This window comes from Sphingomonas endolithica (genome assembly GCF_025231525.1).
GTDB lineage: Bacteria > Pseudomonadota > Alphaproteobacteria > Sphingomonadales > Sphingomonadaceae > Sphingomonas > Sphingomonas endolithica.
Genome location: NZ_CP103057.1, coordinates 779,691 through 799,268, shown reverse-complemented (window position 1 = coordinate 799,268; position 19,578 = coordinate 779,691). Strand labels below are relative to the sequence as shown.

Annotated in this window: 12 protein-coding genes; 7 read left to right on the top strand and 5 right to left on the bottom strand. The window is 65.9% G+C overall.

The window, feature by feature from the left end; translation table 11 throughout:
• Positions 1-6 precede the first annotated feature (6 nt).
• The 4 genes from NV382_RS03825 (at position 7) to NV382_RS03810 (ending at position 4,615) form a co-directional block, all read left to right on the top strand.
• Positions 7-1,359, top strand: coding sequence for an AMP-binding protein (locus NV382_RS03825; protein ID WP_260599212.1), 1,353 nt, complete (start codon positions 7-9; stop codon positions 1,357-1,359).
• A complete protein-coding gene (gene pnuC / locus NV382_RS03820) occupies positions 1,356-1,913 on the top strand; it encodes a nicotinamide riboside transporter PnuC (RefSeq protein ID WP_260599211.1) in 558 nt (185 codons plus the stop codon). Before NV382_RS03825 ends, pnuC begins: the two co-directional genes overlap by 4 nt.
• Complete coding sequence (locus NV382_RS03815) at positions 1,907-2,959, top strand: AAA family ATPase (protein ID WP_260599210.1); 1,053 nt, start codon at positions 1,907-1,909, stop codon at positions 2,957-2,959. The genes pnuC and NV382_RS03815 overlap by 7 nt, the downstream gene beginning before the upstream one ends.
• A gap of 81 nt (positions 2,960-3,040) precedes the next feature.
• Positions 3,041-4,615: an alpha-N-arabinofuranosidase gene (locus NV382_RS03810; protein ID WP_260599209.1), complete on the top strand. Its 1,575-nt coding sequence runs from the start codon at positions 3,041-3,043 to the stop codon at positions 4,613-4,615.
• Between the two features lie 101 nt (positions 4,616-4,716).
• Here the strand turns inward: NV382_RS03810 and NV382_RS03805 are convergent, their stop codons facing one another.
• The 3 genes from NV382_RS03805 to NV382_RS03795 are packed head-to-tail and all read right to left on the bottom strand — an operon-like array spanning position 4,717 to position 11,284.
• Positions 4,717-6,633 (bottom strand): NPCBM/NEW2 domain-containing protein, encoded by a 1,917-nt coding sequence (locus NV382_RS03805; protein ID WP_260599208.1) that lies wholly within the window; start codon positions 6,631-6,633, stop codon positions 4,717-4,719.
• On the bottom strand, positions 6,630-9,296 hold the full coding sequence (locus tag NV382_RS03800; RefSeq protein WP_260599207.1) for a glycoside hydrolase family 3 C-terminal domain-containing protein: 2,667 nt from the start codon (positions 9,294-9,296) through the stop codon (positions 6,630-6,632). The genes NV382_RS03805 and NV382_RS03800 overlap by 4 nt, the downstream gene beginning before the upstream one ends.
• Positions 9,297-9,343: 47 nt before the next feature.
• On the bottom strand, positions 9,344-11,284 hold the full coding sequence (locus NV382_RS03795; protein ID WP_260599206.1) for a sialate O-acetylesterase: 1,941 nt from the start codon (positions 11,282-11,284) through the stop codon (positions 9,344-9,346).
• A gap of 230 nt (positions 11,285-11,514) precedes the next feature.
• Between NV382_RS03795 and NV382_RS03790 the strand changes: the two genes are divergently transcribed.
• Together NV382_RS03790 and NV382_RS03785 are read left to right on the top strand one after the other, a co-directional pair.
• Positions 11,515-13,695 carry a TonB-dependent receptor gene (locus NV382_RS03790; RefSeq protein ID WP_260599205.1) on the top strand — a complete coding sequence of 727 codons (2,181 nt, stop codon included), beginning with the start codon at positions 11,515-11,517 and terminating at the stop codon, positions 13,693-13,695.
• A 66-nt stretch (positions 13,696-13,761) separates the two neighbouring features.
• Positions 13,762-15,351 carry an AMP-binding protein gene (locus NV382_RS03785; RefSeq protein ID WP_260599204.1) on the top strand — a complete coding sequence of 530 codons (1,590 nt, stop codon included), beginning with the start codon at positions 13,762-13,764 and terminating at the stop codon, positions 15,349-15,351.
• A gap of 337 nt (positions 15,352-15,688) precedes the next feature.
• On the opposite strand, the gene NV382_RS03780 is transcribed toward NV382_RS03785, so the two are convergent.
• Entirely contained in the window at positions 15,689-17,323 is a 1,635-nt protein-coding gene (locus tag NV382_RS03780; RefSeq protein WP_260599203.1) for a carboxylesterase/lipase family protein, read from the bottom strand.
• Positions 17,320-18,678, bottom strand: coding sequence for a spinster family MFS transporter (locus NV382_RS03775; RefSeq protein ID WP_260599202.1), 1,359 nt, complete (start codon positions 18,676-18,678; stop codon positions 17,320-17,322). Before NV382_RS03775 ends, NV382_RS03780 begins: the two co-directional genes overlap by 4 nt.
• A 147-nt stretch (positions 18,679-18,825) precedes the next feature.
• Between NV382_RS03775 and NV382_RS03770 the strand changes: the two genes are divergently transcribed.
• On the top strand, positions 18,826-19,497 hold the full coding sequence (locus NV382_RS03770) for a TetR/AcrR family transcriptional regulator (protein ID WP_418066753.1): 672 nt from the start codon (positions 18,826-18,828) through the stop codon (positions 19,495-19,497).
• The last annotated feature ends 81 nt before the right edge of the window (positions 19,498-19,578 follow it).

Genomic DNA, 19,578 nt, shown 5'->3' with positions numbered 1-19,578 from the left:
CCCATAATGCCTATGGGCGACCCGACGGATGCCGATCGCTACCCGACGCTGAGCGAGGCGGGACGGGCATTGCTGCGCCGCATGACCGAGCATCCGGCAGCGCCCATGTATCGCAATCGCAGCGGCAACCGCCTGCTCGCCGCGGATCTGCCCGGACTGGCGCAATTCGAGCAGGAGGTGCTGGCTGGCCGGATCGATTGGCGGCCGGACGCGCCGCCCGCCTGGTTGCCGGCGTTTCTCGCCGACGCCTATCGCGACGTGCCGCATTTCCGAGCGCGCGGTGCGCCGCCGCCGCTGGCGGACATCCCGACGACCTCGCGAGCGGATCTCGCGCACGATATCGCCGTCTTCGTGCCCGACCATGTCGATGTCGACCGGCTGATCAACTTCCGTACCACGGGCACGACGGGGCATCCGCTGCTGATAGCGTCAAACCCGGTGGTCGCGGCACGCTATCTGTCGATCCACAAGCGGGCGCTCCGTCGGTTCGGGGTGACGCTGCAGGCCGGGCGCGGCGATGTCGGGGTAGTGCTGCTCGGGCATCAGCGGCGTTGCTTCACCTATGTCTCCGTGACGCCGCAGATGGATGAGGCGGGGCTGGCCAAGATCAACCTCCATCCCGACGATTGGCGCGCTCCGGACGATCGCGCGCGCTATCTTGATGCGCTGGCGCCCGAGATCGTGGCGGGCGATCCCATCTCCTTTGCCGCCTTGCTCGAGCTGCCGGTCACCATCCGGCCGCGCGCGTTGCTCTCCGTGGCGATGATGTTGACACAGGGCCTGCGCATGCAACTCGAGCAGCGCTTCGGCTGTCCGGTGCTCGATCTCTACTCGATGAACGAGGTCGGTCCGATCGCCGTGGCCGACCCGGTGGCGGGCGGCCACGTGCTGCTGCAACCGCATCTTTACGTCGAGATCGTCGATGCTGCCGGCGACGCCGTGCCGATCGGTACGCGCGGGGAGGTCTGCGTGACCGGGGGCTTCAACTTCTGCCTGCCGTTGGTCCGCTACCGCACCGGCGATACCGCCGCGATCGGCATGGCGGGCGACGCTCCGGTGTTGATCGGGCTGTCTGGCCGTCGGCCGGTGCGGTTCCGCACCGCGGGCGGCGGGTGGATCAACAATATCGACGTCAGCCATGCGCTGCAGCGCATCGCCACCGCCCAATTCGGCCTGCACCAGCATGCGGACGGCGTGCTCACACTGCGCCTGTCGCCGCACGCGATGCCTGATGCGGAGGCGGCCGGCGCTGCGTTGCGCGGCGTGCTCGGCGATCTCGCCATCACGGTCACGCCGATCCTGGAAGATGACAAGATCCTGCAATATACATCCGACTTGCCCGGTAGTGTCTCCGCATGACGGCCCTGGAAGTTGCGGCGAACCTTGCTACCACGGCATCGATCGCGTTCGCCAGTCGCAACAACGTGCATACGTGGTGGATCGGCATCGTCGGCTGCGGGCTGTTCGTCCTGCTGTTCTTCAACGCAAAGCTGTACGCCGATGTCACGCTGCAACTGGTCTTCATCGTGACAGGCTTTGTGGGCTGGTGGTTCTGGGTCCGCGGGACCAGCGGTACGGCGCCGCCGATCCGGCGTGCCGGCCCGGCGCTGCTGGGCGCGATGGCAATGGCGAGCGTCGCGGTGACGGCTGGCTATGGCGCGCTGCTTCATCGTTTTACCGATGCCTATGCGCCTTTCGTCGATTCCGCCGTATTGGTCCTTAGCCTGATCGCGCAGTTCCTGCTCGTGCGTCGCATGATCGAGACCTGGGCGGTGTGGCTGCTGGTCGATACTATCGCCGTGCCGCTATACCTGTCGCGGGGGCTGCATCTTACCGCAGGATTGTACGCACTGTATTGGCTGAACGCCTTCTACGGCGCCTGGCAGTGGCGTCGCGAGATGCGACGATGCTGACGGGGCTCGTCGTCGGCAAGTTCTGCCCGTTGCATCGGGGGCATGAGGCGCTGATCGCGTTCGCCGCCGCGCGGTGCGATCGGCTGGTGATCCTCAGCTATACCAACCCCGATCTGGGCTATCCGACGGCGCAACGTGCCGCCTGGCTGGAGGCGTTGTTCCCGCAGGCGGTGCGCCTCGTGCTAGGCGACGCCGTGCTTGCGGACTTTGCCCGCCGTACCGGCACGCCGGCGCGGACCCTGCCGCACAACAACGCGCCAGCGGCGCAGCACCGCGCGTTCACCTTTTGGGTTTGTCACACGATATTGGGGATGAGCATCGATCGCGTCTTCACCAGCGAAAGCTATGGCGACGGCTTCGCCGCTGCCCTCTCGCGGTACCAGAGCGAGGCTGCCGGAGCGGAACACCAAGTGGAGCATCTGTCGTTCGATCCCGGTCGCCGCCTCAATCCCGTTTCCGGCACGGCATTGCGGCAGGGCGAGGACGGCGGGTTGAGCTTCTTTTCCCCAGTGGTGCGATCTTCGCTGGTGCGGCGTATCGGCATCATCGGTGGTGAATCGAGCGGCAAGACGACGCTCGCTCGCACGCTCGCCGACCGTTTGGGGACAATTTGGGTGCCGGAATATGGCCGTGAATTATGGGAGCGACGGGCCGGCAACCTGCGGTTCGCCGATATGGTCGATATCGCCATCGAGCAAAGCGCGCGTGAGCAAGCGGCGCTGCCGATCGCACACCGGTGGCTGCCCTGCGACACGACGCCGCTCGTCACCGCATTCTACAGCGAAGCGATGTTCGGTAGCATCGATCCCGCGCTGTCGGCGCTCGCACGCCGGCCATACGATCTGCTGGTCGTCTGCGCCCCCGACTTCGCCTTCGTCCAAGACGGAACGCGGCAGGACGACGCTTTTCGCCAACGCCAGCACGACTGGTATCTGCAGGAACTCGACCGTACCGGCACGCCGTATGTGTTGATGGAGGGCGATGTCGAAACACGCTGCAGTCGCCTTGTCAGCCACGAGTTGCCTCTTCTTGCGCAAGCCGTATAGTCGGACAAAATGAGCGCAAATAGCTGGACGACGGCAAGCGCTCGGTCACCGCGGGAAGCGGGGGGCGTATTGGAGGGGATGATGATGCGATCTTTTTTTACGGCCGCTGTGGCGATGTGTCTGGCGAGTGTTGCGTCAGCGCCCAGCGCGGTTTCCGCGCAGGATGCGCCGGCACCCGCTACGACCGCGACGCTGCGCGCGAGTCGACCGGGCCCGAAGCTTGCCCGGCAGGTGTTCGGGCAGTTTGCCGAGCATCTCGGCCACGGCATCTACGAGGGCATCTGGGTCGGCGAGAAATCGTCCATTCCGAACGACCATGGCTATCGCACCGACGTGCTGCGGGCGCTGAAGGCGATCAAGGTACCGATGGTGCGTTGGCCCGGCGGCTGCTTTGCCGATGAATATCATTGGCGCGACGGGATCGGACCGCGTGCCAAGCGCCCGGTGAAGATCAACACGAACTGGGGCGGCGTGGACGAGGATAACAGCTTCGGCACGCATGAATTCATGGGCTTCGTGGAGCGACTGGGCGCGGAGGCCTATGTCGCGGCGAACGTGGGCAACGCGCCGCCGTCGGAAACGGCACAATGGGTCGAGTATATGACCGCGCCCGGCGGTTCGACCTTGGCCAAGGAGCGCGCGGCGAACGGCCATGCGGCGCCGTGGAAGGTGCCATATCTCGGCATCGGCAACGAGCTTTGGGGCTGTGGTGGCAACATGCGGGCGGACTATGCCGCCGACGTCACCAATCGCTACGCGACCTTTGCCAAATCGGGCAACGGATCGATGCTCAAGATCGCCAGCGGGCCAAGCGACGAGAATTACGAGTGGACCGAGTCGATGATGCGCATCGCCGGCAAGAACATCGACGGCCTCGCGCTGCATTACTACACCCGTCCGCGCGACAAGGAGTGGAACGACAAGGGCCCGGCACTCGGCTTCTCCGAGCGCGAATGGGCGACCACCATGCAGCATACGTTGCGGATGGACGACTTCATCACCCGCCACGCCGCGATCATGGACAAATACGATCCCGAGAAGAAGAAGTGGCTCGTCGTCGACGAATGGGGCACGTGGTACGATCCGGCGCCGGGTAGCAATCCCGGATTTCTGGTGCAGCAGAACTCGCTGCGCGATGCGGTGGTCGCCGGCCTCAACCTGAACGTCTTCGCGCACCATGCCGATCGGGTGAAGATGGCGGCGATCGCGCAGATGGTGAACGTGTTGCAGGCGATGCTGCTGACCGACGGCCCTCGGATGGTGCGGACACCGACCTATTGGGTGTTCGATCTCTACCAGCCTTGGCAGGATGCGACGACGCTGCCGATCGAGATCAGTTCGCCCTGGTATCACAAGGACGAGGTCGCCTTGCCCGCGGTGAGCGTGTCGGCCGTACGCGATCAGGCAGGGCAGGTGCATGTCGCGTTGGTCAACCTCGATCCTAATCGGTCGATGCCGCTGTCGATCACGCTGCAAGGCGTGCAGGCGAGCGGCGCCACCGGGCGGATGATCACCGCCGCAACGATGGATGCGCATAACAGCTTCGACCAGCCCGACGCGGTGACTCCCCAGTCGTTCACCGCGGCGGAGGTGCGCGGGAGCGTTCTGGCGGTGACTTTGCCGGCCAAGTCGGTGGTGGTGCTTGCGTTGCGCTAGGACGGCGCGCGAAGGGGATTGCGGCTGCGGGGACTGAAGAAGCGGACCCCGGCTCAAGGCCGGGGGGACGGCTTAGGGCATTTTCGCATTCTCTAGGCTGCTCATGACCTCGGCGCCGCGTCGCGCAGCAGCGCTGCGTCGGCCCAGGCGACGGGCTGGGGAGCGGCACTGCCGTGGGCTTCGGAACGGGCGACCAATTCGATGATGCGAACGCCCTTCACCGTGGCGGCAAGCGGCGCTGCGGGCTGGCCGAACAACATCGGGCGCGAGCGGGCGAGGAGCTTGCCGTCGCCGTAGACCTCGAACCTGACAGATGTCTTCTGGTTCGCGGCTGAATCGTTCACGCCGACCTTGGCGACAAAGCGCGCAAAGCCGTCGTTACGCACCTCGAAGCGTGAATTGGCCAGCACGCCCAGCCCCGTGTCGAAGGTCGTGCCCGCGATGCGCAGCAGCTTGCCATAGGCCGCGCGATCGGCCTCCGCACCGCCCCAGCCGCTATATTGCGGATGCTCGCCACCGCCATGCGTGCCGGTCCAGGGCACAATCGACCGATAGATGGTCGGGTCGGCCTGCGGGGTGACCACGCCGTCTTCGGCCGGGTTGATGCGGCCGGGTTGCTCCGACAAATACAAGCCGTCGGGCAGGCGGCGCGTGCCGGAGGCGCGGAATATCAAGGTCTCGTGCGCGCGAAGTTCCAGCGCCTGCTCGCGCCGGAAACGTCGTTCCGACTTCGTCCACAAGTCGATCAGGCGGACATCGGCAGCGGGGCGCAATTTCAGCTGTTCGGCCGTCAGCACCGCCTTGGCCGGCGATCCGGTCCGGTTGAACACCGCCACCGCCTTGCCGCCGTCCGCCAGCGTCTTGACGAAGATCTGGATCTCGTCGGAGTCATAGGCGAGCACTGCCTGGTTGCCCGCCGGATCCTGGTTGAGCGCGACGATATCGCGATTGGCGAAGATCGATAACAAGGCAGGCGTCAGCTTGCGCAGGTCGTAGCCGATGATCAGCGGCGAATTGAGCATCGCCCATAACGAGAAGTGAGACTTCGCTTCGATCAGGTGCTGAGCATCGAAATCGCCGGTGCCGAAGAACAGCATATCGGCATCGTTCCACGAGCCGGGATGTGCATAGAGCGCGCGGTGGGTGACCGTATCGAGATTGGTGAGCATGCGCGGCCAGATCGGCTGGATATCGTCGCTGGTGCGCGAGATGTTGCCGACGTTCTTCCCCCAGGTACGCACGTTCGCGGCACCCCATAAGCAGAGCGAGAATATGTAATCGCGTGCCCCGGCATAGCGCTTCAACGCCGCGCCGACCTGATCGTAGAGCGTGCGCACCGCTGCCACGTTCGTTCCGCCGAGCGACTGCATGTCGACCAGTGGGGGCAGCGCGCGGTACAGCCCGGATCGCACCCGTGGCGCGTCGGCGGGGAGGCCCCGAATGCCGCAGCCGTCGACCTTGATCAGATCGAAGTTCCATTCGGCGAAGAACAGGCGGATGTCTTGATCGACATGGCCGTACAGCCCAACCTCGCGTTCGGCGACGGTGCCTTCGGGCTGGTTTTTGAAGTCAGGGGTATATATCTGCCCGCAGCTGTTGCGGCCGATATCGGAATAGATGCCGGCCTTCAGCCCCATGGCGTGCAGCCGATCGGTCAGCGGGCGGAAGCTGGACGCGCCGTCCGGACGAATGGCGGACGGAAAGTGACTGGTGCGGATCATCAGGCGACCGTCGGCCTGCCGCCGCTTCAGCCACCAGCCGTCGTCGATATTGACGTAGCGATAGCCGAGACCGGCCAGCCCGGTGTCGACGAGCGCCTGTGCCGAGGCGAGGACCTTTTCCTCGTCGATGTCGCTGTTGAAGGCGTTCCAGGAATTCCAGCCCATCGGCGGGACCGGGGCATGACCCGACGTGTTGGCGCTCCAGCGCCCGCCCGCGGCGAGCGGGTCGGGTGCCGCGGCGGCAGGACTGGCCAGCGCAGCCACCCCGGCGAGCAACGGCAGCAGCGAGCGCCTCATCGCGGCAATTCCTTTGCGCGAGCGACGGTGAAACCAGCCGTCTGCCCGGCAACGCCGCTTCCCGGCTGGCCGGAGCCGACCGTCACGCGATAGTCGCCGCGCATCACCGAACGGGCACCGTCTGGCCCGACCGCACTCAAATCCCGCGGTGAAAGGTCGAAGCTGAGCGTTCGGCTTTCACCCGGCTTGAGCGATACGCGCTGGAATCCGCGCAGGGCGATGCGTGGCACGCCGGGCCGGGCGGGAAAGGTGAGATAGAGTTGCGCCACTTCCTCGCCCAGGCGATCGCCGCTGTTGGTAAGTCGGGTCGTGACCCGCACACCAGCCTCCGCGCCGCTTTTCGTCGGCACGACCGCGAGCGGGCCATAGTCAAAACGGGTATAGCTCAGGCCATGCCCGAACGGGTAGACCGGCGTGCCGGTGAAATAGCGGTAGGTGCGCCCCTGCATCGCGTAATCGCCAAATGGCGGCAGGTCCGCGACACTGCGGTAGAAGGTCAGCGGCAGGCGGCCTGCCGGGTTGGTCCGGCCCGAAATGATGTTGGCGACCGCCAACCCGCCCGCCTGGCCTGGATACCAGGCCTCCAGGATGCCGGCGGCATTATCCTTTGCCCAGGCAAGGTTAATTGGGCTGCCGTTCATCGCGACGATGATCAGCGGCTTGCCGGTGGCCTTTGCCTCTTCCAGCAGGGCGAGCTGATCCGCCGGCAGGTCGAGCGTGGTCTTGTCGCCACCCGCAAAGCCCGGGACGGTGACGCCGGTTTCCTCGGCTTCGAGGTCGGAGGTCAGGCCGACGACGGCGACCAGCACGTCGGCTGCCGCCGCGGCGCGCTTCAGATCGGCCGACGGCGTGTCGGAGATACGCTTCCACACCAGATCGACACTGCCGCCTTCGACCGTGAACGGGTAGCGGCGACCGGCGGTCAGTTTCAGTGTCGTCATGCCGGCAAGATCGTTCCAGCGTGCCTTGCGACGATCGGCGATGATCTTGCCGTTCAGCGCCAGCGTGCCGCCGGCACCCGACAAGCCAAGCCGATAGCTGCCGGTAACGGGTGGGACGATGAACCCGGTCGTGACCTTGCGGTGCACGTCGGCGACCTTGGACAGCTCCAGATTGCGGTCGCCGACGTCGGGCTCGATCCGCGTCGCGATGGGAGTCTCTTGATAGCGGACGTTGTCGATCAGCTTCTCTCGCGTGCCCGGCGCGAATTTGGCGGGCAGCGGGGTGGCGGGATTGAAGTAGCGCGCCAGCACGCCCGGCTTGCCGTCGGGCGTGAGCAGTGCCGAACCCGGAACGCGATCACCATCGGTGAGCGAGGGGCTGAACGGCACCAGCGTGACCTGTTCGCCAGGCATCACGCGACGTAGGCCTTCTACCACCGAGACCGGCGCGCCGGACAGACCCGACGAGTAATTGCCGCGCAACACGCGTGTCGCATCGCCGAGTGGGCCAATCACGGCGATCTTGGAACCGGCACGAAGCGGCAGCACGCCATCGTTCTTGAGCAGGACCATGCCGCGTTCGGCGGCACTCAATGCCAAGGCCGCGTGATCGGGCGCGCCGACCGCGGCGACCGGCACCGGCTTGGGCGCGCGGGCGAGCCCCGGCAAATCGCCGTTGCGGTAGCGGGCCGCGAACAAGCGCAGCAGGCTCTGATCGATATCGCCTTCGGTGATCAGCCCGCGATCAAGCGCGTCGCGGTAGCGATCTTCGAGGCCCGCGGTATCGCCGAGCGTGGCGGTGTTGCATTCGTTGTCCACGCCGGCGCGCATCGCTGCGGCGACTGCGGCTGCGCCGTCGGGTGCGTAATGGTGGTTGTCGGCAATGTCCTTCACCGCGTCGCAGTCCGAGACGACATAGCCGCGGAAATTCCAGGCATCCCGCAGATGTTCGTCCAGCAGCAGGTTGCTGGCGCAGGCAGGCTGGCCATCGATGCGATTGTACGCGCACATGATCGACCCGGCGCGTGCCTCGACGATGGCGGCGCGGAAGGCCGGCAGAAATGTGTCTTCCAGATCGTGCGCGGAGACGAAGACGTTGGCCGCATGCCGCGTGGATTCCGGGCCGCTATGCACCGCGAAATGCTTGGGCGTGGCAATCACCAGCGGTCGGTCGGGATCGGGGCCCTGCATCCCGGTGATGAACGCGACGCCCAGGCGGGCGGTGAGGAACGGATCCTCGCCATAGGTTTCCTGGCCGCGGCCCCAGCGCGGATCGCGGAAGATGTTGATGTTGGGTGACCAGGTGTCGAGCGCGGTGCCGATGCGGCCGAGCCGGTTGGTCTGGCGCGCGAGGGTGTGCAGGCCTCGTACTTCGGTGCTGATCGCGCCCGCCACGTCATGGATGAGCGGCGCATCGAACGATGCCGCGAGGCCGATTGGTTCAGGGAAGTTGGTCGTGGCCAGCGGCCCCAGTGCGCCGTGGAGCGATTCGGTCCACCAGTTATAGGCTGGGATCGAGAGCCGCGGGATCGCCGGGGCGACGTTCAGAAGCTGCGGCAGCTTCTCCGCCAGCGTCATGCGTGCGACCAGCGCGCGGGCCATGACCAAGGCCTCGTCAGACGCGGGCGCACGTGGCGGTGGTGCCTCGGGCCGGGAGGATGCCGGCGTGGCGCCTAGCGCCAGTGCGGCGGAACCAACGGCAAGCCAAACTTTAATCCTCATCTTCCTCTCCCCGTATTTTTATTGTCGATTAGCTTGGTAGCGCCCGATCAGTGCACCTCGATCTCGAAGGTGCCGATCGGCAATCGCGCGCGATCCGACAGGTTGACGGACGGCACATCCGCCCAGGCATAGCGGACCCGGGCGATCGGCTGGCCGTCGCTCTGAAGCGTGACCTGGTCACCGGCTACCTGCCCGCTGGCGTAGCGACAGCTATTCGGCGCCGATCCGCAGAGTTCGAAGCCGATCGCGTGGTTGGCGCCGAGCGCCTGCAGCGCGCCGGTCACGCCCGAAAAGCGTAAGGTCACGTCGCCGGCGGGCGATCGCCGCGCATCGGCGATCGCCGGCCCAGCCGGTGCGAGCGGCTCGCCATAGACCCGCGCGCGCATGACCTGTGCCAGTCGCTGGCCGACCTCGTGCTTTTCGCCGGGGTGAATGTCGAGCGGATCGCCGAGGTCGAGCGTGACCGCCATGCCGCCATGCGGATCCGCTGCCGCCACGCGGCGTTGTGCATCGCGCACCACCGCCCAGCCGCTATCGCCAGGCTTCGTGGTGGGCGCGCCGTAGCTCGACAATTGCACGACCGCGAACGCCGCGTCGTGGCCGAACCGGGTACGCCAGTCGGCGATCATGGCGGTAAGGCGGCGATCATATCCAGGAATGCCGGTGTCGGACTCTCCCTGGTACCAGGCCATGCCGGCCAGCGCGGTGCGGCCGAGCGGGGCTATCATACCGTTGAACAATGTGCCGGCGCCGTTGATGCTGTCCCACGGCACGCGTGGGGCGCTGCCCGCACCGGGCTTGGCGATGGCGTAGCGCCAGTCGGTGGCCAGCGGAACGCTGCTGCCGTCGGCAAAGGTGAGCCGCATGACGTTCACGGGGCCGGTCATGCCGCCATAGGCGTATACGTCGTCATCGTTGACAGTAATGGTGTTGCGGCCGGGCTTCAGGATGCCGGCAGCGATGGTGTAGACGCGTTGCTGGCCGGCGTCGCTGCTGCCGCCGACGCCGATGCCGTTCACCCAGGTGCGATCGGCATCGTCGATGCGGCCGATCGACAGCGTTGCGGGACCCTGCGCCTGGGCCGGGCTGAGCTCGACCGTGCGCTGGTACCACAGCATGCCGTTATAATCGGCAAGCTCAGGCAGCCCCCAGGTCTCGAACTCCTCCAGCCGCGGTACGGCGTTCCAGGCGAGCGCCGCTTCAGGCTGCCATGGCTCGGCGCCCTTGGCATCGCCGGAGCGTGCGCGCCACCATTCCTCCCAGGCAGCCGAAGCGCGGCGATTGGCGGCGGCGGGATCGCGGGCATAGAGCGCGAGCAGATCGGCCTCTGGCGCCATGCCGGCGGCGCGGAGCGCGGCGTCGCTCATCCAGGCGCTGATTCGCGAGCCGCCCCAACTGGAATGGATGGCACCAATCGGGACCTTGGCGGTTCGGCGCAGCGCCTGGACCATATAGAAGCAGGCAGCGGAGAAAGCGGGAGTCGTCGCCGGCCCGGCGGCCACCCACTGCGGCGGATCGGCGAAGCGCGCAACTGGCGCGACCGCCACCGCCTTGGGGATCGTCAGCAGACGCAGCTGGTCGTCGGCGGGTGCACGGGCATCCGGGATCAGATCCTGCGCCGACTGGACCTGCAACTCCATATTGCTCTGGCCCGAGCAGAGGTACACGTCGCCGACGAGGATGTCGTGGAACACCGTTGCGCCGCTCGGCGCGGCGATGGTGAGATCGTACGGGCCGCCGGCGGCAGGCGCGGGCAGAGTCGTGTCGAAGCGGCCTTTGCCATCCGCCTTGGCGAGCACGGAGCGACCGGCAAAGCCGATCATCACCGTCTCGCCGGGCGCCGCGCTGCCGCTCAGCACGATCGGGCGGTCGCGCTGGACAACGGCATGGTCGCCGATAATGCCATTGAGCCGCGGCGCGGCGGCAACTGGCACGGCTGCCAACGCCAATGACGAGACGATAATAAACCGGCAGGGTTTGAGCAGCATCAGGCAAGACCTCCGGCATGGACCACATGGATGCGCGCGACGTCGTCGAGCCTGCTCCCATCCGAATGATAGCCCTACCATCGAGCCTGACAACGTCGATCTTCACCGCGCCACCTGGCTCGACGATCAACAACATTCACTCGTGGGAGAATTAACGTTGATTTGTGCGGCGGGTTGGGGCAGCTTGCATCGACCGTGACGAAGAGCACGGTGGCTGGAGAGGGAAGACCATGAACACCCGTGCATTATGGATTGGCGCATCGGCGTTGGTGCTGGGCTGGGCTGGCGAGGCAGCCGCGCAGAGTGCCCCCGTCGCGCCCGCGGCCGGCAGCGAACAGACCGACGAACTGCCATCGACCGAGGGCGAGATCATCGTCACGGCGCGGCGCCGCAATGAAAACCTGATGACGACGCCGGTGGCGGGATCGGTGCTGTCGGGCGGCGATCTGGCGAACAAGGGTGTCGCCGGCGTGGACGCGCTGCAATTCGCGACGCCGAGCGTCGTCGTGAACAACTTCGGGCAGGGTATCGACTTCAACGTCCGCGGGATCGGCAAGGGCGAGCACAACACGCAGACCTCGACCGGCGTGATCACCTACCGCGATGGCGCGCCGACCTTTCCGGGTTATTTTCAGGGCGAGCCTTATTACGACGTCGCCAACATCCAGGTGTTGCGCGGGCCGCAGGGCACGATCGTCGGGCAGAACGCGACCGGCGGGGCGGTGTTTGTCAACAGCAACGATCCGATCATCGGCGGCGGCGTGCACGGCTACGTCAACGCCAATCTCGGCAATTATTGGGACGCCGGCCTGCAAGGCGCCGTCAACCTGCCGGTCAGCGATACTTTCGCAGCGCGCGTGGCGCTGTATGGCCAGCGTCGCAACGGCTTCTACGACATCACCGGGCCGGGCGGTTCGAAATACACCGGCAACAATGGCGACGTGCGGCAGATCGCCGGGCGGATCAGCCTGTTGTGGAAGCCCACGCCGGAACTGACGATCCTGTCCAAGACCGATCTGGATTATCTCGACCAGGGCGCCTACCCGGCAACGCCGATCGCCAACCGCAAGCTGTTCGATCTCACCGCCAACTCGCCGCAGGAGGCGCGCGACAAATTCTATCGCACGATCCTGCGCGTCAATTACGAGTTCGACGGCGGCGTCCAGCTACGGTCGGTGACCGGCTATTCCGCGGGTAACACCAAATACCGCGCCGACCTGGATGGTACCGCAACCGAAAACCGCACCTTCTTCGACAATCTGAACGAGCGTCAGCTATCGCAGGAACTCACGCTCATTTCACCCGATACCGGTCGTTTGACCTGGCTGCTCGGCGGTTTTGCGGTGTGGAACAAGTACCATTATCTCGAGCCGTTCCAGTTCACGATCGGGGCACCGGCCGGCACCGCCGCGACGGAATATCGATTGCAGGGCACCAACCCCAACCGCTCGCTGGCCGCGTTCGGGCAGGTGGGTTTCGCGATCACGCCGGCATTGAAGCTGGAAGTCGGCGGCCGGTATACGGCGAGCCGCAGCACCAACCATATCGACGTCCTGCAATATGGCACGCCGATCGAAGCCGAGCAGCAGACCAAGACGGACAATTTCTCCTACAAGGCGTCGCTCGGCTGGGCCGTCGATCGCAACCAGTATCTTTATGGCTTCGTCGCGACGGGGTTCAAGCCGGGTGGGTTGAACGTGCCGGTCGGTTTCGGGCAGCCCGATCCGTTCGGGCCGGAGAAGGTCACGTCCTATGAGGCGGGTTGGAAGTCCAATTATGCCGGCGGCAAGATCCGTACGACAATCAACGGCTTCTACAATTCCTACAAGGATTTCCAGATCACCATCGGCAATCCGGATCTTCCCGTGTTCGGGCTGCAGGTGAACGTGCCGGGCACGACCAAGATCTATGGCTTCGAGGCGGAGGTCGAGGGCAAGTTCGGGGGCCTTTCGCTGGATGCCGGCATCAACGTGTTGAAAAGCGAGATCGGCCGCTTCTTCGCGACCGATCCGCGCGCCATCTCGGGCACGCCCTGCAACATCAATACCGGGCCAGGGAATACGACCTGCCTCGATCTCAGCGGTCGCCAGCAAACCTATGCGCCGAACTTCACGTTCAATGTCGGCGCGCAATACGAGATCGATCTCGGCGACAGCACGCTCACACCGCGATTGAACTTCGGCCACATCGCGCCGCAATGGGCGACCTTGTTCCAGAACCGACAACTCGGCGATCGGCTGGAGGATCGCAACATTCTGAACGCGCAACTGGGCTATAATCGCGGGTCGCTGACGGTGACGGCTTATGCCACCAACCTGACGAACCAGCATTACCCCGCGGCGCTTAACAGCGGGCTCTATTTTGCCGGTGCGCCGCGGCAATATGGCATCAAGGTGCTCAAGGCTTTCTGACGATCTACCGGCCGTCCGGCGTAAAGCGGACGGCCGGCCCCGCGTTCATCCGACCATCAGGGCATCATGCAGACCTTCGGCCTGACCATAGACAAGTTCCTCGACCATGCCGCCAAATGGTTCGGGGATCACGAGATTGTCGGCGCAGATGCCGGCGTGGCAGTCGTGCGGCTGGGCTATGCGCCGTTTCGGGAGCGCGCCAACAGGCTGTCGGGGGCGCTTGGCGCGCTTGGCCTAAAGGTGGGCGAGCGGGTCGCGACGCTCGCTTGGAACACGCCCGACCATCTCGAACTCTATTACGGCGCGATGGGGATGGGGCTTGTCTGCCACACGCTCAACCCGCGGCTAACGGCGGCGCAATTGGCGGTGATGGTCGAGGAGGCGGACGACCGGTTGCTCGCAGTCTCGGTCGATCTGCTTCCGCTCGCGCGCGAGTTGCTGGCGGCGTGTCCGGGTATCCGCCATCTCGTCTGCCTGGATGGCGGCAACACGGCGCCCTCGATCGACCTCGGCGATGTGCAATATTGGTCGCTGCAGGCGTTGCACGACATGCACGGGGCACCGGCGGCATGGGGCGGGTTCGACGAGAACCTGCCGGCCGGCTTGTGCTATACGTCCGGCACCACGGGGCGACCCAAGGGCGTGCTGTACACGCACCGTTCCAATTACCTGCATACTTTGCGCGCGCTGCAGGCCGATGCAGTCGCGCTGACCGCGCGTGACGTGTTGCTGCTGGCCGTGCCGATGTTCCATGCCAATGGTTGGGGGCTGCCATTTGCCGCCCCGGCTGCGGGCACCAAGATCGTCCTGCCGGGACGTCACCTCGACGGCGCCAGCCTGGCGCGGCTGATGCGCGACGAGGGCGTTACCGTCGCGGTCGGGGTGCAGACGGTGTGGCTGGGCGTTGCCGATCAGCTGGAACAGACCGGCGAGACGCTGCGGGCGCTCGAGCGCGTGCTGGTCGGCGGATCGGCATGTACCGATGCGGTGCGCGAGCGCCTCGAACGCGTGCTTGGTGCGCGCGTGCAGACGAGTTGGGGCATGACGGAATTGTCGCCGGTGGGCACGATCGCGCCGCCGCACGGCACCGTCGAGGCGGGGGCAGGGCGTCCGACGATGGGGCTCGATCTCAAGCTGACCGATGCTGACGGTGTTACTTTGCCCGAGCAACGCGGCAAATTGGGGTATCTCAAGGTGAAGGGCGCAAGCGTCGTCGATCGCTACTTTGCGGCAGCCGAGGACGTGCTCGATGCGGAGGGCTATTTCGATACGGGGGACCTGGCGATGATCGATACGGCTGGGAACCTGACGATCTGCGGGCGTGCCAAGGACCTGATCAAGTCGGGCGGGGAATGGATCAATCCGGCGGAGATCGAGAGCATTATCGGTGCGCATCCAGCGGTGCGCCATGTCGCGGTGATCGCGCGAGCGGATGCGCGCTGGGGCGAGCGGCCGATCCTGATCGTCGAACAGGAAGGCGACGATCCGCGGGGATTGTTGCGGCTGCTGGAAGGCAAGGTCGCCGACTGGTGGGTGCCGCGCGAGGTTGCCCAGGTGGACAGCATGCCGCTCGCTGCGACGGGCAAGATCGACAAGAACCGGCTGCGGGCGGATTATGCGCGCGGGGCGATCGTGACGCAGGATGGGCGGGGGTAGGCGGCGGACGTTGGGTGTATGGGGATGCAGTTGCGCGCCTTGCCCGTCACCCCGGACTTGTTCCGGGGTCCACCGAGCGGCTTTGGATGCGAATAATGGTCTGAGCACAAACAGGGCGGCGCGGTGGACCCCGGAACGAGTCCGGGGTGACGGCTTGGTTGATGGACGCGCAGGACAACCAAGGCTGATGTTAGGGGCGTTGCCGCGGCCTTCCCCGGCGGCGGCCGGGGTCCAGCTGGGGCACGTTGGTGACGTGCGTTGCGCGTCGTTACTTCAACCTGTCCGCCTGGGCCCCGGCCTTCGCCGGGGAACAAGAAGGTTGCGAGCCAGCCGGTCGCTACGAACATCCCTCCGTCTTGGGCGGCAGCTTGGGTGCGGCAAGACCGACGTTCCAGTTCCAGCCGATCTTGCCTGTCGCGCGACGGCGGCACATCACGGCTTCGTTCAGGTCGAACATGCCAGGCATCAGCCCGGTCTTGGGCTCGGGCCGATCGGCGAAATGCATGTAGTTCCCGGTGGTGCCGAAGGTCGGCCAGACGGGTGCCTGCCGCGCGACCGGCTGGCCGTCGCGGACGAAGCTCGCCCAATAATCGAGCATGGCATCGGAGAGTCCGCGTTCCTGCGCCGTGTCGGGGACCTTGGGCCAGTTGGGCGGCGTCCCGTCGAACGCACCGAACACGTAAGGCAGTTCGCTGGCATGGAAGGCGTGCAGTCCGGCTTGGTCCATCGCCGGATAGCCGCGATCGAACATGTAGAGGAAGGATGGCTGGCCGAGTGCCGCCTGCTTGCGCACCAGCCGCTCGGCGGTCCAGCCGTACAGCGCGTCGCGGGTGGTGGCGAGGATGCTCTCGGCATAGTCGGCGGCCGGGTATAAATGCAGGAAGGCGTCGGCGAGATCGCCATAGCGATCGCGGATCTGCTTCTCGTAGGCGGCGGCATTGGCCGAGGGCTTGGGTGCGAGTACGCGCAGCGAGCGGATCTCGCCCTGGTTGAAGCCCGCCAGGACCGGCACCGGCGCCTGTTTGCCCTGGTCGAACGCGTCGACCATCTGCTGCGGCAGCAACTGGCCGTCGACCGTGCCCCATGGGCCGAAGCCGGCCGCGGCGGCGCGATCGGTCAGCGCTTGCGCGTCCATGCCACGCAGGGTCGCGAGATCGGGCGCCTGCAACACGCCCGACAACATCTGCCCAGCGCCCTCCGCAGAGGGTGCGCCATGCACGCTGCGGCGCAGCTCGGGCATCGAGATCATGTAAGCGCTTTGCGCGACCGCCTTGGTGTAGAGGCCGCGGGCAGCGGGCGATTCCAGCAGGTACATCACGCTGAGCGCACCGGCAGACTCGCCGGCGATCGTCACGTTGGCGGGATCGCCGCCGAACGCGGCGATGTTGTCGTGCACCCAGGTAAGCGCTGCGACCTGATCGAGCAGGCCGTAATTGCCCGAGATGCGCTGCTTGGTTTCGCGACTGAGCCACGGGTGAGCGAGCCAGCCGAGTACGCCGAGGCGGTAGTTGATCGAGACGACGATCACCCCGCGTTCGGCGAGGCGGCGACCGTCATACATCGCCTCGCGGCTCGACCCGGTGACCAATGCGCCGCCATGGATCCACACCAATACCGGGGCGTGGGTGGCCTTGGCGGGGCTCCACACGTTGAGCGTCAGGCAATCCTCGCTGACCGGCATCGGATCGTTGGAATAGACGGACGGGGTCTTTGCCTGGGGCTGAACGCAGGCGGGGCCGAAGGCGGTGGCCGGGCGCTCGCCCGCCCAGCGGGGTAGCGCGAGCGGCGCACGCCAGCGCAGGCTGCCGATTGGGGGTGCGGCGTAGGGAATACCTTTGAAGACATTGATCGCCTGTTCCGACGTGCCGCGCAATTGCCCGGCCGGTGCGTTCACCACCGGGCCGGGGGGTGCGGCGGCAAGTGGTGTCGCGCTGAGGGATGCGAGCGCGGTGAGGCGGTGCGACAGCTTCATGCGGGGATCTCCTGTCGATCGATGACGCGCGCGAGCCAGAGGAACAGGAGGATCGCGATGACGTAGAAGGGGGCGAGCGTGTAGAGCGCGACCTGCAGCGCGTGCGGCGTGCCATTCGCCTGGAACCAGTCGCTCGCCGCGCCGACATAGGTGGGGCCAAGGCCCAGGCCGATGAAGTTCATCACCAGCAGCAGCAGCGCGCCCGACAGTACACGCTGGTTGGGCCGCACTTCCTCCTGCACCAGCGCAACCGACGCCGAGAGGTAGAAGTAATTGAAGAACATGACGATGGTGAGCAGCACTAGCGCCAGCGGCCAGGAAGGCGCCCAGACGAAGCCGACATAGAAAGGCAGCGCGATCGCCAGCGAAGCGGCGGGGGCAATGGCATAAGCGCGACGCGAGCGGCGCGTCATGCGGTCGATCAGCTTGCCCGAAAAGACCATGCCGCCGCTCATGCCGACGGCGATCACGAGCGCATAGAAGATCGCGATCTCTTCCAGCGTCATGCCCTTTTCGCGGATCAGGAACAGCACCGCGAAATTGCCCAGGCCATAAGTGACGAATTGCGTCGCACCGCTGGCGAAGGAGGCGAGCGTCAGCACCGGATTGGCGAAGAAGGCACGTACCGTAGCCCAAAACGGCGCCTTGCCCTCGGCAGGCCCACCGGCCGCCCGCGCATCGAGGGCGCCGCGCGCCGGCTCCGGCACCAGAAAGGGCAACGCAGCGGCCGCTACCAGGCCCACCAGGCCGATCGCGACGAAAGCGTGGCGCCAGTCGAAGGCGGCGGCGATCGAGGCGCCGAGCGCGATGCCGAGCGCCGCGCCGATCGGTGGCCCTAGATTGTAGATGCCGAACGCCGTGGCACGGCGCCCGGGTGAGAACGTGTCGCTGATGATCGCATAGGATGGTGGCACCCCGCCCGCCTCGCCGAACCCGACGACCATCCGCGCGGCGACGAGCTGCGGGTAGCTGCCCGCCAACCCGCAGCAGATCGTTGCGCCGCTCCAGATCGCGCAGGCCAGCGACAGGATCGCGACGCGGTGCGTGCGATCGGCAAGCCAGCCGAGCGGGATGGCGATGAAGCAATAGAACATCGCGAAATACAGCCCGCCGATCAGTCCGAGCTGCCCGTCGGTGATGTGCAGCGAATCCTGGATCGGCTTCGCCAGGATACCGAGCAGCTGGCGATCAAGGAAGTTGAGCACATAGACGAAGGTCAGCGTCGTCAGCACCACTGCCGGGCGCGCCGAGCGTGGCGCTCGCGCGAAGGGCAGCGCGGTAGCGGCGTCAGCCATCGGTGCGGACACCGGCGCCGCGGCTGTGCTCGCGGTTATCCCGCCGCGGTAGATCGCCATCATCCTCTCCCACCTTTGCGGTTGTATGCGAGGATAGTGGCAGCACTTCGCCGTCTGTGTCAATCTACGCTCACTTGCGTGTGAACGTTTTCGATGGCGGCTCGTCCGGGTTGACGCTGGCGCATTTGGGCTGGCAGGGAGAATGCTGTGACGCAGACCGAAAAACCCGTCCGCCGGACGCGCAAAGCCGAGCAACGCGCGGAGACGATGGAGCAGATCTTCGATGCGGCGGAGGAGCTGTTCTCCAAGCACGGTCTGCACGGCGTGACACTGAAGGATGTGGCGCAGCGCGTCGGCGTCCACCACACGCTGCTCAATTATTACTTCGCCGACAAGAAGGCGCTGTTCGACGCGGTGTTCGCGCGCCGCGCGGTGGTAACGAGCGAGCGACGCATGCGCGCGCTGGACGATTACGAGGCTGCGGCCGGCGGCAAGCCCACGGTCGAGGGTGCGCTACATGCCTTCCTCGACACCGATCTCGCGACATATATCGAGGGCGGGGAGGGATGGCGGAACTACGCCAAGCTCGGCGCGCAGGTGGCCAATACGCCCGAATGGGGGGCAAGCCTGATGGACGAGCATTTCGACCCTGTCGTGCTGCGGCTGATCGAATTGTTGAAGAAGGCGCTGCCGGATTGTGCCGAACAGGACATTTTCTGGGGCTATCACTTCGTCACCGGTGCGCTGATGCTGACGCTGGCGCGGACCGGGCGGATCGACAAATTGTCGGGCGGTTTGTGCCGGTCGGATGATTTCGATGCGGTGCGACAGCGCATGGCATCGTTCATGGCGGCCGGGTTTCACTCGATCTGCGCTTAATCTCGACCGCATGATCTTGGAATGGGTTGCCGCTTCTAGAGCATGATGGGCTAATCTTCACCCCGTCGCCGATCGTGTCGA

Excerpts from the sequence above, each read along its gene's own strand:
- NV382_RS03815 (WP_260599210.1), top strand. The coding sequence starts at position 1,907 with ATGCTGACGGGGCTCGTCGTCGGCAAGTTCTGCCCGTTGCATCGGGGG.
- NV382_RS03790 (WP_260599205.1), top strand. The coding sequence starts at position 11,515 with ATGAACACCCGTGCATTATGGATTGGCGCATCGGCGTTGGTGCTGGGC.
- NV382_RS03805 (WP_260599208.1), bottom strand. The coding sequence starts at position 6,633 with ATGAGGCGCTCGCTGCTGCCGTTGCTCGCCGGGGTGGCTGCGCTGGCC.
- pnuC (WP_260599211.1), top strand. The coding sequence starts at position 1,356 with ATGACGGCCCTGGAAGTTGCGGCGAACCTTGCTACCACGGCATCGATC.
- NV382_RS03775 (WP_260599202.1), bottom strand. The coding sequence starts at position 18,678 with ATGGCGATCTACCGCGGCGGGATAACCGCGAGCACAGCCGCGGCGCCG.
- NV382_RS03795 (WP_260599206.1), bottom strand. The coding sequence starts at position 11,284 with ATGCTGCTCAAACCCTGCCGGTTTATTATCGTCTCGTCATTGGCGTTG.
- NV382_RS03810 (WP_260599209.1), top strand. The coding sequence starts at position 3,041 with ATGATGCGATCTTTTTTTACGGCCGCTGTGGCGATGTGTCTGGCGAGT.
- NV382_RS03825 (WP_260599212.1), top strand. The coding sequence starts at position 7 with ATGCCTATGGGCGACCCGACGGATGCCGATCGCTACCCGACGCTGAGC.
- NV382_RS03780 (WP_260599203.1), bottom strand. The coding sequence starts at position 17,323 with ATGAAGCTGTCGCACCGCCTCACCGCGCTCGCATCCCTCAGCGCGACA.
- NV382_RS03785 (WP_260599204.1), top strand. The coding sequence starts at position 13,762 with ATGCAGACCTTCGGCCTGACCATAGACAAGTTCCTCGACCATGCCGCC.
- NV382_RS03800 (WP_260599207.1), bottom strand. The coding sequence starts at position 9,296 with ATGAGGATTAAAGTTTGGCTTGCCGTTGGTTCCGCCGCACTGGCGCTA.